At 47.1% G+C, this 13,809-nt stretch carries 12 protein-coding genes; 5 read left to right on the forward strand and 7 right to left on the reverse strand.

Going from position 1 to position 13,809, the window contains the following annotated elements:
* Window positions 1-3 precede the first annotated feature (3 nt).
* Window positions 4-708, reverse strand: coding sequence for an orotidine 5'-phosphate decarboxylase / HUMPS family protein (locus GJS45_RS20645; protein ID WP_162343779.1), 705 nt, complete (start codon window positions 706-708; stop codon window positions 4-6).
* Between the two features lie 79 nt (window positions 709-787).
* Between GJS45_RS20645 and GJS45_RS20650 the strand changes: the two genes are divergently transcribed.
* Genes GJS45_RS20650 through GJS45_RS20660 form a run of 3 tightly spaced genes read left to right on the forward strand, consistent with a single transcriptional unit; the run spans window position 788 to window position 2,527 of the window.
* Complete coding sequence (locus GJS45_RS20650) at window positions 788-1,042, forward strand: hypothetical protein (protein WP_162343780.1); 255 nt, start codon at window positions 788-790, stop codon at window positions 1,040-1,042.
* Entirely contained in the window at window positions 1,020-1,376 is a 357-nt protein-coding gene (locus GJS45_RS20655) for a hypothetical protein (RefSeq protein ID WP_162343781.1), read from the forward strand. The genes GJS45_RS20650 and GJS45_RS20655 overlap by 23 nt, the downstream gene beginning before the upstream one ends.
* Before the next feature lie 8 nt (window positions 1,377-1,384).
* Window positions 1,385-2,527, forward strand: coding sequence for a geranylgeranyl reductase family protein (locus tag GJS45_RS20660; RefSeq protein WP_162343782.1), 1,143 nt, complete (start codon window positions 1,385-1,387; stop codon window positions 2,525-2,527).
* A 65-nt stretch (window positions 2,528-2,592) separates the two neighbouring features.
* On the opposite strand, the gene GJS45_RS20665 is transcribed toward GJS45_RS20660, so the two are convergent.
* The 6 genes from GJS45_RS20665 to GJS45_RS20690 all read right to left on the reverse strand — a co-directional run bounded on the left by GJS45_RS20665 (window position 2,593) and on the right by GJS45_RS20690 (window position 10,460).
* Complete coding sequence (locus GJS45_RS20665; RefSeq protein WP_162343783.1) at window positions 2,593-4,059, reverse strand: sodium:solute symporter family protein; 1,467 nt, start codon at window positions 4,057-4,059, stop codon at window positions 2,593-2,595.
* A 73-nt stretch (window positions 4,060-4,132) separates the two neighbouring features.
* Window positions 4,133-5,476, reverse strand: coding sequence for a Gfo/Idh/MocA family protein (locus tag GJS45_RS20670; protein ID WP_162343784.1), 1,344 nt, complete (start codon window positions 5,474-5,476; stop codon window positions 4,133-4,135).
* Window positions 5,477-5,492: 16 nt separating this feature from the next.
* Window positions 5,493-6,494, reverse strand: coding sequence for a Gfo/Idh/MocA family protein (locus tag GJS45_RS20675; RefSeq protein ID WP_202928143.1), 1,002 nt, complete (start codon window positions 6,492-6,494; stop codon window positions 5,493-5,495).
* Window positions 6,495-6,894: 400 nt separating this feature from the next.
* The gene (locus GJS45_RS20680) at window positions 6,895-9,171 is read right to left on the reverse strand and encodes a response regulator (protein WP_162343786.1); all 2,277 of its coding nucleotides are present in this window, start codon (window positions 9,169-9,171) and stop codon (window positions 6,895-6,897) included.
* 218 nt (window positions 9,172-9,389) lie between these two features.
* The gene (locus tag GJS45_RS20685; RefSeq protein ID WP_162343787.1) at window positions 9,390-10,112 is read right to left on the reverse strand and encodes an SDR family oxidoreductase; all 723 of its coding nucleotides are present in this window, start codon (window positions 10,110-10,112) and stop codon (window positions 9,390-9,392) included.
* A gap of 69 nt (window positions 10,113-10,181) precedes the next feature.
* The gene (locus GJS45_RS20690) at window positions 10,182-10,460 is read right to left on the reverse strand and encodes a YtxH domain-containing protein (protein WP_162343788.1); all 279 of its coding nucleotides are present in this window, start codon (window positions 10,458-10,460) and stop codon (window positions 10,182-10,184) included.
* A gap of 255 nt (window positions 10,461-10,715) precedes the next feature.
* On the opposite strand from GJS45_RS20690, the gene GJS45_RS20695 reads away from it, so the two are divergent.
* A complete protein-coding gene (locus GJS45_RS20695) occupies window positions 10,716-12,560 on the forward strand; it encodes an alkaline phosphatase (protein ID WP_235954899.1) in 1,845 nt (614 codons plus the stop codon).
* Window positions 12,561-12,720: 160 nt separating this feature from the next.
* A complete protein-coding gene (locus GJS45_RS20700; protein ID WP_235954901.1) occupies window positions 12,721-13,806 on the forward strand; it encodes a lactonase family protein in 1,086 nt (361 codons plus the stop codon).
* Window positions 13,807-13,809 lie beyond the last annotated feature (3 nt).

A 13,809-nucleotide genomic window follows, 5' to 3' on the forward strand; every position in this document is an offset into this window, starting at 1 on the left:
TTTTTAGTTAGATATATCCACATCCCCATGGGCATGTACTGCATCGCAGATTTTGCGCAGGGAAGCTTCCAGATCTCCGTCGGCAGTTTTAAACGCATCTGCATCGATGGTCAGGGGTGCGCCCAGCACTACCAGCGGAGCGCCATAGGTAGGGGTGGAAATGGCCTGCTCCAGGCTTAGTCCGCCCACCGCCTGCACGGGAATGCTGACGGCGTTTACCACTTCTCTAAGCTGATCCAGGGGGCTGGGCATGCGTAGGCCCTTTGCGGCAATTCCTCTTCTTTCGTCATAACCGATATGGTGAACGATAAAATCACAGCCCAAATCTTCCAGGAATTTGGCTCCGGCCACCATATCCGGGCAACCCAGGTTGTCCCCCATCACCTTTACCCCATGATCTTTCCCTGCCTGCACCACGCATTTGATGGTTTCTTCGTGGGCACGGGCCATGACCACCACGTGGGTGGCACCGGCCTTTGCCATCATTTCTGCTTCCAGGTAGCCCCCATCCATGGTTTTCAAATCGGCTACAATGGGTGTATCGGGGAAGGCTTCGCGTAATTTACGGACTCCATGCAGGCCTTCGGCCAGTATCAAAGGTGTTCCGGCTTCCAGCCAGTCTACGCCGGCACGCATGGCCATAGCCGCTGTTTCCAGCGCTTCTTCAATATTCGTTAAATCTAAACTGATCTGAACAATTGGTTTCATTCGTTTGGGTTATTTATAAAGATATAATTGATTGCTTGTTTGCGTCTGAAGGAAGGATTCCAAATTCAGGCAATTGTTAATGGAAAACAGGTATTTTCCGGTAAAAAAAATCAGGGGAATTAGGGAAAGCGTTGGTGCTTATCATGGAAAATGGGGAATTGTTGGTTATTATTCTGTTCGATTCCAAGTTAACTATTTATATTTAAAGCTCCTTAGGGTTTTCGCAAGTAATACGCTAATCTTTCAGGAATGGACTATTACCGATTTGGGCGAATTCAGGTACTACTTAAAATCATTAATTTTCGAGGAACATGCAGGAAAAGTGGGTTTTTGATTGGCAGGAACAGGATCCTAAAGACAGTTTAAAGGCATCTTTGGAGTCCTTATTTTCAGAGAAGGCAAAGGAATTGGGGATATTTCTAAGCTATTATACCCGCTCCGAAGGAGCCATCGCCGAGAATGTCCGTCTGCTGGAAATGGAGGAGCCCCTATCCCCACAGGAAGGGTCGCTCTGGCTCGGGTTTCAGAAAGTGCACTACAACGCCTGTCTCAATATCCATGAAACCGATCTGGATAAAATACAGGTACGGTATCTAATCGATCCCTCAGTAGGAAAACTAGTCCTCACCGGTCCGTATGTGCCCGAAAGGGAGCCGGACGAGCTCTGATTCAGCCCATGAATGCATACGACATTGCCGTAATCGGCACGGGACCGGCCGGTGCCATGGCGGCCTACACCGCCGCCGCTGCAAACAAACGCGTCCTCCTGATCGAAAAAGAACAACTCCCTCGCTACAAAACCTGCGGAGGAGGCCTGGTATTCCGGGGAAAAAGCCGCTTACCCTTTTCAATAGAAGCCACGATAGAAAAGGAATGCCGGGAAATCGAAGTCTATTTTGAAGGTTCCAAGCGGTATTTTTCCGCGCGAAGAGAGGAACCGATTATCAGCATGGTAATGCGAGATTCCTTCGATTCCCTGCTGGTGACAAAAGCCCGGGAAAAAGGCGCGGAATTGTTGGAACAGTGTACCCTTCAAGGGTTGACGCAGGAAGAAAACGGGGTTTTGTTGCAGACGTCAATGGGGGAAATCAAGGCCACATATGTAATCGCTGCGGATGGAGCCCTTAGTCCTACCGCCAAATTGGCCGGATGGGAAGAAAGCAGAAAGCTTATTCCGGCGCTGGAATACGAAGTAACAGTGAATCCGGAAGATTTTGAGCGACTGTCCCGAACCACTCGCTTTGACGTGGATGCGGTACCCTATGGCTATGCCTGGTGTTTTCCCAAAAAGAACCATTTGTCCCTGGGAGTCTGCAGCCTCAAAAAGCAGAAAATAAATCTAAAAGAATACTATCAGGCCTATCTGAAAAAACTACAGATTAACGAGCTGCTTTCCGCTTCCGCGCATGGCTTCCAGATTCCGATTGCCCCCAGAACAACAGGCTTTTCCAAGGGCCGGGTTTTTCTGGCAGGAGATGCGGCAGGATTTGCAGACCCGTTGACCGCCGAAGGCATTTCCAATGCCTTGTATTCCGGGGAATTGGCCGCCAAGGCCCTTATAGAAAGTGGTGAATCAAGCGTTGCTGCCGGGCAGACCTATCAGGCTTTGCTGGAAGAAAGACTGCTTTCAGAGTTGAAAACATCCAGTTTGATGGCCTGGATATTTTATGCCCAGCCATCGATGCGGAATCTGCTAATTCAGAAATACGGGCAGCGAGGTTGCGAACTGCTGACGGATCTGTTTATGGGAAAGAAAGCCTTTCCTGATAATCTAAAGCAGCGGTTAAGAGAAAAAATACCGTTGCTGAGGTTTAGTTGAGAAAATTGAATCCCGTTTTACCGCCCAGCTCCCTCTTAAAGCAGGATAAAGCCAGGTTGAATGACTTATTCCTGGGCGATGTCTTCCAGCATTTGCTTTACTTTATCAGGAACCGTATCCCTCTGCAGAAATCCTACAAAAATATAGGTAACCGCTGAGCTGAGTACAGGCAAACTTACTTCCAGGGCCAGGCTATTTAATTCCACGTTTTTGGTGATCACAAAGGCCAGCAGCCCCACCAGAATGGATCCAATAGCAGCTTTGGGTCCGCAGGATTTGAACCAGGGAATCAAACCAAAGAGCATGGGAATGGCAATGGGTCCCACCAATGCGCCAAACCAACTGATAATCAGTCCCAATACGCCACCAAAGCGCTCAAACTGCAAGGCAATCACGATGGTCCCCAGAGTAAACAGGAAAGTGGTAATCCTTGCAGTGGTGAGGGAGGTGGTTTCCTTTCTGAATTTTTTATTGACCGCAGGTAAAATATCCCGGGAAATGACTGCTGAGATCGTATTGATATCGGAGGAGGTCATGGACATGGTGTTGGCAAATAAAGAAGCGATCACCAGGCCTATCAATCCTATGGGAAGGAGTTCCATGGTAAGGATACCATAGGACTGGGTGGGGTCTTCCATATTGGGCAGGAGCACGGGCGCGGCCCACATGGGAAAAAACAGGATTAGGGGCCAAACCAGGTACAGGGCTCCGGAGAGCCAGGCGGCTTTCGATGCCTGTTGTTCCGTTGGGGAGGAAATATAGCGCGTGGCCAGGTTCCACTGTCCGCCGTTGTAGGAAAGGAAGTTGATAAACAAAAAGGCCAGGGCAAAACCAACCGTATAGGGATCGTTAAAGGCCTGACTATTTCCCTCGGGAAGTTGATCCCAAACGGTAAATATAGCATCCACTCCACCCAATTTCTGAAGGACCACCACAAACATGACCAGTCCGGCGATTATCTGTACGACAAATTGCGCAAAATCGGTAATAATTACTGCCCACAGTCCTCCAAAGGTGATGTACAGCAGGGAAATACCTCCGGATATAAGAATTCCCCAAGTCAGGGAAATGCCGGTAAAGACATTTAGCAGAATGGCTATCGCTGCCCATTTGGCGCCGATGTCAAACAATTTCAGAATCACCCCACTCCAGGCCATCAACTGCTGGGTGGCCAGGTTGTAACGGGTTTCCAGAAACTCCAAAGGAGATTGGATTTTAAACCGCTTTCTCAGCCGGACCCAGAAGACCGGAAATACCTTGGCCGAAATCATCACGGTCAAGCCGATCGTAAGTGCCCACCAGATGTATACTGAAAACCCATGCGTATACGCCAGCCCGGCATAGGCTACGAAAACCGCACCGCTGTATCCGGAAACATGGTGACTGATTCCTGATAGCCACCAAGGCAGCTTACCACCAGCCACAAAGTAATCTTCTGAATCGGTATTTCTGAAATACGACCAGACGCCAATCAACAACATCAATAAAAAAAACAGACCAATCACAATCAGGTCAAGGGTACTCAACTCCATAACAGACGATTAAGGTGAAGAAAGAAAAAAGGCCAAACCAGGTTTGTTTGGCCTTTTTGAGATGTAAGAAAACTTAGACACTTGGTTCCCAGCCGGGCTCGTATTCCCTTTTCCAGAGTTCCATAGCGGTGGGATCGTATTGAATAATTCCCGTTTTGGGATCGATATCCAGGGTCCTTCCCACCCGCTGGGCAATATTTCCCAGTTGAACGAGCAGCGTACTTTTGTGTGCGCCAACGATCTCCGACCGGACTTCCGTGCCCTTATGGATGCCGTCAAAAAAGTTTTGGATGTGCATCGCATCCAATGCCTGCGCCGGGTTGGTCCGGTTGGTTGGATCGATCACCTGATCGTTTTTAACATCCTTCACCAATTCGTTTTTCAGGTTGAAAATTTTGTAGGAGTTGCCCCCTTCGATCAAGAGGCTTCCTTCTTCTCCGTAAAACAGGGTACCGACACTTCCGCTTTCGATGTGCTTTCCGTTGCAGCTTCTGCCTTCCCAGGTGATAAGGGAATTGTTATCAAATTCCAGGTTGATAATTTGTGTGTCCGGAGTCTCCCAATCGTCATCGTACCGGTACCTGCCACCGGAGGAATTCACGCGGTTTGGATAATCCACCTGAAGCCCCCATCGGGCCAGGTCCACCATATGGGTGCCGTTGTTCAGGGCTTCCCCGGTGCCCCAGTTCCAGAACCAATGCCAGTTGTAGTGCAGAATATTGTCCCGGTAAGTCTCCCGGGGCGCGGGTCCTTGCCAGAGTTCATAGTCCAGCCATTCCGGTACCGGCACCTGCTTTCCTACTCCTATGGGTCCCCTGTTATTGGCATACCAGGTTTTGGCCATGTAGGCCCTGCCGATCACTCCATTGTGCAACTCCTCTATCCCTTTCATCACGTTGGGCCAGGAGCGGCGTTGGTTGCCGACTTGAATTACCTTGTTGTATTTCTTTTGGGCGTCTATCAGGAGTTCGCCCTCGTGTGGATTGTGGCTACAGGGTTTTTCCAGGTACACGTGCTTTCCGGCCTTCAGGGCCATCAGGGCAGCCGGAGCATGCCAGTGATCCGGAGCGGTGACGATCAGTACGTCCACCTCTTTGTCTTCCAGTACTTTGCGAACATCCTTTTCGATTTTGGGTGCTCTTCCCTGTATTTCATTCACCGAACCTGCAAACTTTTCCGCGGCGCGGCTATCCACATCACAGCTGTAGATTACCTCACATTGCTCCTGGCTGGCAAAATTGGTTCCAACCGCATGACCTCTGCTCACCACGCCCATGCTAGCTGCCAGGATGCGGTCATTGGCTCCCATGATTTTACCATAACTTTTGGCGGACATACCGGGCAGTACGCCTCCTACCGATGCCAGGGTTGCCCCCGCTATTGCTTTTTTTACAAACGTTCTTCTGCTATTTTTCATCGTATTGGGTATTAAATTAAATGCTAATTTGAGCGGCTTCTCTTCTGCCTTTGTCCAAAACGGCCTGCAGGGACACGGCCTGTCCGTTGATTTTCTTGCTTTCGTCTGCAGCTTGCATAAAGGCAAAGATTTCAATCGTTTCTTCCTCGGATACGGGTGCCTTCCCGGAATCAAAAAACTTCGCTATTTCCACCAAAAGGGGTCGGTAGCCTCCATAGGAGCCCATATCCATAATGCCTTCTTCACCAAAGGCCCTTCCGCCGTAACCGCTTTTACCCGAACGGGTGCCCCTGAAGGTGCCAATTCGGCCTCCGTCCCAGGTGCCCACTACCACATCTGCGCCGGGCGTAAACGTCCGCTGAACGGTTTCGCAACCGGTCCCCATCAGGGTATAGAGGGTTTCTACCCCGTGTATGCCGTACCAAAATAAATCCGGATGGGTAGGTTCCAGGGTAGCCGGGCTAAAGGCATCGGCTCCCATTACCTTTCCTATTTTTCCATTTCGGACGGCTACGGCGTTTTCCATATACCGCAGCGAGCTGCTGGAAAAAACAGGCACCTTATATTTTTTTGCCGCTTCAAAAATGGCAATGGCATCCACCAGGGATGCCGAAATGGGTTTGTCTATAAAAACAGTTTTTCCGGATTGGAAGACTTCCAGGGCCTGTTCCAGGTGAAGCCTGCCGTCATTAGTCTCCAAAAGCACCACATCCACCTTGTCCAGCAGGGAGGCAATGGAGTCGACCATTTCTACCCCTAAGGTTTGAATTTCCTCCGTATATCCCGGAATTCGTTCCACCGAGGAGGGTATGTCCTTGCTGCCATGGGGATAGGCGGCCACCACTTTATAGCCTCCCAGGTCCGCCGCCGCATCCGTGGCATTAAAAGCTTTGGTAAAGGCGATGCTATGGGAGGTGTCCAGGCCGATAATGCCGACCCGCTTTTCGTTTCTGGGGCGAGCGGACACAAAACCAGGTGCCAGGCTTAAGCCCAGGCCTGCCAGTGCTGCCTTTTCCATAAAATTTCTTCTGTTTAGTGCTGAGTCCATAAATGTTGTCGGAATGCGTTTACAAAATTATTGATTGGTTTCTGGATTATTATTAAGATTAATTACTGGTTAATGGGTCAATTTAACAAAAAAATTAAAAAAGTGCTCATGACTATTCCACGAAACGCAAAATTCCCTGCATCCCTGCATCCAGGACACCGTCTCTGAAGACCTTTGAACCGGTTAAGCCCTTAAAAGTGATTTAATTAGCAAGTATTCCTTTTATCCTGCGGGTAGCTGGAGATTTTCATGAACGGAAGCCCCTTACTGATGTACCTACTCCAAAAACCCAACAAAAAGAAAAGAGGCTGGCACAAAAACAAGGTGAATAAGGCAGGTAATGCCGCCCCGTTTTTACATTTGATGCCGCCTATGCTTTTTGTGGAATGGTACTACTGGATTTTTTAAGCACTTCTTTTAATTTGTCGATTTCCAGCGGCTTGGAAATGTAGCCATCCATTCCTGCTGCAAAGCAGCGCTGTTTGTCCTCTTCCATCGCACCGGCTGTCATGGCAATGATCAGAGGGGCATTTTCAACCTGTTGACTCCGAATTTCTCTGGTGGCCTGAAGCCCATCCATTTCCGGCATTTGAACATCCATCAGTACCAAATCAAACTTTTTATCCGAGACTTTCCTGAGTGCCTCCAGACCGTTATGAACGAATTCGGGTTGATAACCCAACCGCTGGAGGATCATCAAAATCAATTTTTGATTAATGGGCGTATCCTCCGCCACCAGGATGGATAAGGGGTACTTGTCCGAAAAATGGGTTTCGAGCTTTTTTTCAGGTCTATTCGACGATGGAGAAATTCCCGAGGTTCCGTGTACTGCTACATGAAGTGCCTGTATGAGGTGGGTATATTTGACCGGCTTATTCAGGACAGAGGTAAACAGGCCCGGATTGGTCTTTTTTGACTGATCTCCAATGGAACTTAACAGCAGTATGGCTTTATTGTGAAACGTGCTTTTGATTTCTTTCGCCAATTGTAAACCATTTTTTTCGGGCATGTCCATATCAGTGACTACCAGATCAATTCCATTTTCCTTTTCTAAGATTTTCAAAGCTGCATCAGCCGAGGAAGCTGAATAGGGTTTCATGCTTAAATTCTCTAATTGCAGGCGAAGAATTTTTAAATTGGTAAGATTATCGTCTACAATAAGGACTTTTTTACCCTTTAGCACACGATTATCTGATTTTGGCACTTCATTTAGAATCCCGGCCTTTGATGCTTTCATAGGAAGGGTAAAATAAAACATGCTGCCTTTGCCCTCATTACTTTCAACACCGATTTCTCCTTCCATAAGCGTAACCAAATGATGGCAGATGGCCAAACCCAATCCCGTTCCTCCATATTTTCGGGTAGTAGATGCATCTACCTGAGAAAAGGATTTGAAAAGGCGGGAAATTTTGTCGGCAGGAATTCCTATGCCCGAATCCTTTACTTTAAAGGTTAGGCGCCAATCCTTTCCTTCCTTTGCCGCCACTTCTATGTCTACAAAAACCTCCCCCTGAGAGGTGAACTTGATGGCATTGTTTACCAAGTTCATCAGCACTTGTTTCAGTCTCATGCCGTCTGCCCACAGGTGTGAAGGAATCCCATCGGGAAGCTGATAGAGTAGGTCGATTCCTTTTTTGGAAGCCTGTCTGGAGAACAAATCCAACACATCTTCAATGCTACTCCGCAGATTGAAATCATGGGGATCAATTTCTACATCTCCTGATTCCAGCCGGGAAAAATCAAGGATATCGTTAATCACGTTTAACAACGATTCGCCACTGGTGCAGATGATATCCGTAAACTCTCGCTGCTCCTCGTCCAGGGTGGTCTCTTTCAATAATCCAGCCATGCCCAACACGCCATTCAGAGGGGTTCTGATTTCGTGGCTCATGGTCGCAAGGAATGTACTCTTCGCTCTGTTGGCCATTTCTGCAACTTCACGCGCCTTTTGCTCGGCGAGTCGTTGATTCTCCAAATCTCTATTCGTCCTTTCTAGTTCCTTCGATTGGACCAATAAATTGGATCTTTGCTTTATCAACAAACCCGATAAGCCGGATAACCTGGAGAAGGATTTCATAAAGGCATTTTTAATCCACAACAACGAAATAAAAGCCATCGCAAATAAATACGCCATTACAGAGACAAATACGTAGTCTCCGGCTGCATACCCGTAGAAAAGCGCATGAAATTGATTGTTATCGTAAAAAAAATACCCCAAACAAATAGGAATTATACTACAAACAAAATAGAAGATGGTCCACCGCTGGGAAAGGATGATCAGGCTAAAAATCAAGATATTGAAAACCGAAGCAATGTCCAGCATCATCAAGGTCCTGTCCTGCATCAGAAACAGGTTCAGCAGTATGGGTACCAGTAGCATCAAAATCTTCACATGCGCCAATGGAATCAACCATTCCTTATATACGAGTAAGTAGAACAGGGCAACATGCAACACCATAAATGGGATAAAGGCCAATGAATTTGCCTGAATTTCCCCAAAAATTCCAACCAGGATCATGCAATGGACAAAACATAGTGCCGTAGATAAGTAGGCCCATGAAAGTATGGTGAGCCTGGTCCGGTAAATCGGATCATCTGCTTCACTCAATTTCTGAAGAAACAACGTATTGAAAATTCGGTTTCGCATCTCTCTCCTCTCCTTAAAAAATTAAAAACGATCCCTTCGGTGTTTTAAAGTCTTTGAAAATCAATTTTCTGTCTATCTAGGATAAACATATCTTTTATTTGTAAATATGGCCGTTTTTATTGAGATTTTAAATAAGAATGGTAACTTTTTAAGCAAAAAAAACCGGCAGCTAAAAAAGCCTGCCGGTAAATAAACAACCTGTTGCGGGGTAGGAAACCCTATTTTTTGGGAGGCATGCTAGGCCTTACCTCTATCTTACTCGGAAGGGTACGGGGATCCAGGTTGAATAGTCCGACGACCATTTCGCCGATATCTTCTTTCTGGATTTTCCAGGCATCCTTTTCGTTTACTTCGTGATCGTTAAACCCCGTGGCCACTGACCCGGGCATGATGGTACTTACCCGCACACCTTCCTGCCTCAGATCTAACATGATCGCCTGAGAGAAACCAGTCAAGCCAAACTTGCTGGCATTATAAGCCGATCCCCCCGCAAAGAAGTTGGTACCAGCCAGGCTGGATATGGTGAGGAAAAAGCCTCTGGTGGATTTTAAAGCATCCACGGATGCCTTGATTCCATAGAATACGCCCGTCAGGTTCGTATCAATGGTTTCGTGCCACTTTTCAGGAGTCATCTCCTGAATCGATGCAAAGTGCCCCACACCTGCATTGGCAACGAAATAATCTAACTTCCCCCATTTTCTGAGTACATCCTGCACGCCTTTCTTTTGTGCGTCAAAGTCGCGTACGTCCATTTCCAAGGGAAGAACTTCTCCTTTGGTTTGGGCATTTTTCCGGATTTTTTCGGCGGCTTCTTCTGCTCGCTGAAGACTACGGCTACTAATAGCCACGTTCACCCCTTCAGCTGCCAGGGCTTCTGCTATGCCGAAGCCAATTCCTGTATTGCCACCGGTGATGATGGCAGATGTATTTTTTAAAGACATAATTACTTCTTGTGGGTTTAAATAAAAAAGGCCAATGAAAAATCATTGGCCCAAACAGTAAAGATTGTCTTATTTCGACTTTTCTTTGGCCTCAGCGAGAAGTTCTTTTCCCCTGGTTTTGGTTTCTTCGGCTACCGTAGCAATGTTCTTATTCATTTTGTCCATTTTCTCATTCATTCCATTGAGAAGTCCATCGATTTGACCATTGATGTCCTTCAAGTACGCTTCCCCTTTCTTGGTTAACTTTTTGCGAGTATCTTCGCCCTTCTCCGGAGCAATCAACAGACCTATTTGTACTCCTACTGCTACTCCTGCCAATGCGCTTAAAATAACTTTTGTTGAATTCATACTATCTGGTATTAATGGTTTAAATTATGAAAAACAAATCTTCATTTCAGAAGATATTCTATACTTAGATTACAACAACATTTATACCAAAGTTTTGATTTTTTCAATTTTCTCTTCCATAATCCAATATTGAGTCCGATAACTGGCGGTTTTGTCAAAAAACATGGTAATTACCTTCAAAATTAACCCTAATTTAACCAATCGAAACGAAGGAAGTCGCCCGTTTGCGCTATTTTTGGAGAAATTAAAAAACGTATGAAATTATCGATCCCTGCCTCTGTTTTTTTAATGATTGTTTGTTGCCTAATAGCAGGCTTCCCGGTGCCTTTGAATGCCCAGGAAATCAACATTCACAGCCATAACGATTACTTGCAACAAGTCCCTTTTTGGGAGGCATATGCCAATGGGGCCGCTTCCATAGAAGCAGATGTGATCCTGCAACGCGACACCCTATTTGTGGCCCATGAAAAAGAGAGCATCCGAACAGGACATACCTTAACAAGCCTTTACCTGGAGCCCATTCTCCGGGCCAAACGGCTACAGCTTGGCAACCTGCATCCTTTTATTCTTTTGGTGGATTTTAAAACGGAAGCCTATTCCACCCTAAATCAACTTCTTAAGGAATTGGAGCCCTACGAGGAGCTTTGGGAGGACCGGGAAAACCCGTTTGTAAAGATTGTAATTTCCGGCAACCGTCCAGGAAAAGAGGATTACCATCAGTATCCCTTTCCGATATTCTTTGACTACCAAAGTGTAGAAGCTACCGAAAACCTACCCTTAGACAAAATTGAGTTATTTAGCCTAAGCTTCCGAAATTTTTCGCAGTGGAACGGTAAAGGACGCCTTATTGATTCGGATATTGAGCAACTAAAGGAGGCCATAAATGTGGCACATAAACACGGAAAGCCCTTTCGGTTTTGGGCCACCCCGGACAGTAAAACTGCCTGGAAAGCATTGCATGAACTTGGCGTAGACTATATCAATACCGATCATCCTGCCGCGGCGAAAAGCTATCTGTCCAGCCTTCAAAACAGATGGTACACCCATCCCACACCACAGGAAGCATACCGGCCTACCTACGAATCAGACGGCACCGATCGAAAAGTCAAAAATGTCATTTTACTAATTGGAGACGGAAATGGGCTGGCCCAGATATCCGCAGCCATGTATGCCAACAATAATCAATTAACAATGACACACTTAAAAAACCTGGGCTTGATCAAAACCCAGTCGGCCGACGATTTCACGACCGACTCTGCTGCAGCGGGCACTGCCCTGGCCTCTGGGAAAAGGGTGAAAAACCGAAGCATTGGCATGCTACCCGATGGCACACCTGCAACTAATCTTCCGGAATACCTGGCTCCCTACGGGTTTAACTCGGGAATTATCACTACGGATCATGTGACCGGGGCCACTCCGGCAGCCTTCTTTGCCCATCAACCCGAGCGGGATCTGACCCGGAATATTGCTGAGGACCTGGCAAAAAGTCCGCTGTCCCTGTTTATCGGCGGAGGGAAATCGGACTTTCTGGTTGGCAACCCCCATGAACTCAAAAATCTGGAAAACGCTGGCTTTTTGCTAAGCGGCTCTTTAGAAGCATTGGCTTCTTATTCCGGGGATAAAACAGGTTATTTTGGATCCAATCAAGGCCTGCCAAAAATAAGTCAGGGACGGGAGGATTTTCTCGCAAAAGCCACCAAAGCCGGAATCGACTTCCTTGATTCCAAAGAACAACCCTTTTTCTTAATGATCGAGAGTGCGTACATTGATTCAGGCGGACACGCCAATGAGGTAGGCACCGTTATTAAAGAAGGGATTGACTTTGATCAGGCTGTTGCGGAGGCGCTTCGGTTTGCTGACAGGGATGGCCACACCCTGGTACTAATCACGGCGGATCATGAAACGGGGGGTGTCACCCTCCCCCAGGGAAAGGTGGCCGCTAATACCGTGGAACTGGAATTCTCCACAGAAGATCATACGGGATTGATGGTTCCTATTTTTGCTTACGGACCTCATTCGCAGGAATTCAGAGGCGTGTATGAAAACACCGAAATTTTCAGTAAACTACTAAAGGCCCTCCGCCTGGAGCCATCCAAATAAGTGCGGCCATCTCCTGACCTATTTCTATTTTTAACGGAAATTATACTATATTCAAAGAATGAACAGGCACCTTTGTACACCTTCCCTTTGTTTCAAAATATGGAGAATCATTTTACTTCTTCTACTCATTATTCCGTTATTGCATTTTCCCCGAAAAACCATGGCTCAATCTACGAAAGAAATCCTATACATAGGTACCTACAGCCAAAACGAAAGTAAAGGTATCTATGTGCTAGATTTTGACCGGTCCACCCTATCGGCTTCCATCCTACAAACCGTTCATGACAAAAAAAATCCGACTTTTTTGGCCCTGCACCCGTCGCAAAAATATCTGTACGCAGCCTACCGGGAGGGAAAAGACGCGGACGATCCCAATGGGACCATTAGTTCCTATGCAGTGGATAGGAATACCGGACAGCTTACGTTGATTAATCAGGTATCTTCTGCCGGAGCCAGCCCCTGCCATATCAGCGTGGACCCTACCGGGAAGGTAGTATTTGTGTCACATTACCAGGGAGGTAATTTATCTACGTTTAAGGTGGCCGACTCCGGTGCTATCAGCGAGGCTGTTTCAGTTGTGCAGCATGAGGGAAGCAGTATTCACCCAAACCAAACCAAACCCCATATGCATTCCATGATTCCTTCCTTGCACGGCAAATGGGTATACGCATCGGATCTGGGCATTGACCAGATATTGAAATACGAAGTGAATCCCAAAAAAGGCAGCGTGAAAAAGGATCCAGAGATTTTTCCTGTGAAAGCAGGTTCCGGCCCGCGACATTTTGTCATCCATCCAGACCTTCCCTACGCGTATTCTGTGGAGGAACTGAGCAATACTGTCGGAATTTACACGGTTGAACCAAAAAGCGGGGACCTTTTATTATTGGCCCGCGTCGAAATGCTTTCGCCGGAAATTCAATCGGATTACAATGCCGCTGCAGATATCCATCTATCGGTAGATGGCAAGTGGCTCTATGCCAGTAACCGGGGTCAGGATAACCTGGCCATCTACCAGGTAGACCAGGAAACCGGACTGCTAAAGCTAATGGGACATGTCCCTACCGGTGGTCAGCATCCACGAAATTTTAAAGTAGATGAGAAGGGGGAGCTACTTCTGGTTGCGAATATGGAATCCGACAATGTCGTAATCTTCAGAATTCAGGACCAAACCGGCATCCCTGCGCCCACCGGAAAAAGCATCTCCATACCAAGGGCCGTCTTTATTGAGCAATTATTTTTAAAGTAACCG

Source organism: Cyclobacterium salsum (assembly GCF_010119245.1).
Lineage (GTDB): Bacteria > Bacteroidota > Bacteroidia > Cytophagales > Cyclobacteriaceae > Cyclobacterium > Cyclobacterium salsum.

What these genes read in the sequence shown, in the direction of transcription:
- GJS45_RS20660 (WP_162343782.1), top strand. Translation starts at nt 1,385, where the DNA reads ATGAATGCATACGACATTGCCGTAATCGGCACGGGACCGGCCGGTGCC.
- GJS45_RS20670 (WP_162343784.1), bottom strand. Translation starts at nt 5,476, where the DNA reads ATGAAAAATAGCAGAAGAACGTTTGTAAAAAAAGCAATAGCGGGGGCA.
- GJS45_RS20645 (WP_162343779.1), bottom strand. Translation starts at nt 708, where the DNA reads ATGAAACCAATTGTTCAGATCAGTTTAGATTTAACGAATATTGAAGAA.
- GJS45_RS20675 (WP_202928143.1), bottom strand. Translation starts at nt 6,494, where the DNA reads ATGGAAAAGGCAGCACTGGCAGGCCTGGGCTTAAGCCTGGCACCTGGT.
- GJS45_RS20655 (WP_162343781.1), top strand. Translation starts at nt 1,020, where the DNA reads ATGCAGGAAAAGTGGGTTTTTGATTGGCAGGAACAGGATCCTAAAGAC.
- GJS45_RS20680 (WP_162343786.1), bottom strand. Translation starts at nt 9,171, where the DNA reads ATGCGAAACCGAATTTTCAATACGTTGTTTCTTCAGAAATTGAGTGAA.
- GJS45_RS20665 (WP_162343783.1), bottom strand. Translation starts at nt 4,059, where the DNA reads ATGGAGTTGAGTACCCTTGACCTGATTGTGATTGGTCTGTTTTTTTTA.
- GJS45_RS20685 (WP_162343787.1), bottom strand. Translation starts at nt 10,112, where the DNA reads ATGTCTTTAAAAAATACATCTGCCATCATCACCGGTGGCAATACAGGA.
- GJS45_RS20695 (WP_235954899.1), top strand. Translation starts at nt 10,716, where the DNA reads ATGAAATTATCGATCCCTGCCTCTGTTTTTTTAATGATTGTTTGTTGC.
- GJS45_RS20690 (WP_162343788.1), bottom strand. Translation starts at nt 10,460, where the DNA reads ATGAATTCAACAAAAGTTATTTTAAGCGCATTGGCAGGAGTAGCAGTA.
- GJS45_RS20650 (WP_162343780.1), top strand. Translation starts at nt 788, where the DNA reads ATGGAAAACAGGTATTTTCCGGTAAAAAAAATCAGGGGAATTAGGGAA.
- GJS45_RS20700 (WP_235954901.1), top strand. Translation starts at nt 12,721, where the DNA reads ATGGCTCAATCTACGAAAGAAATCCTATACATAGGTACCTACAGCCAA.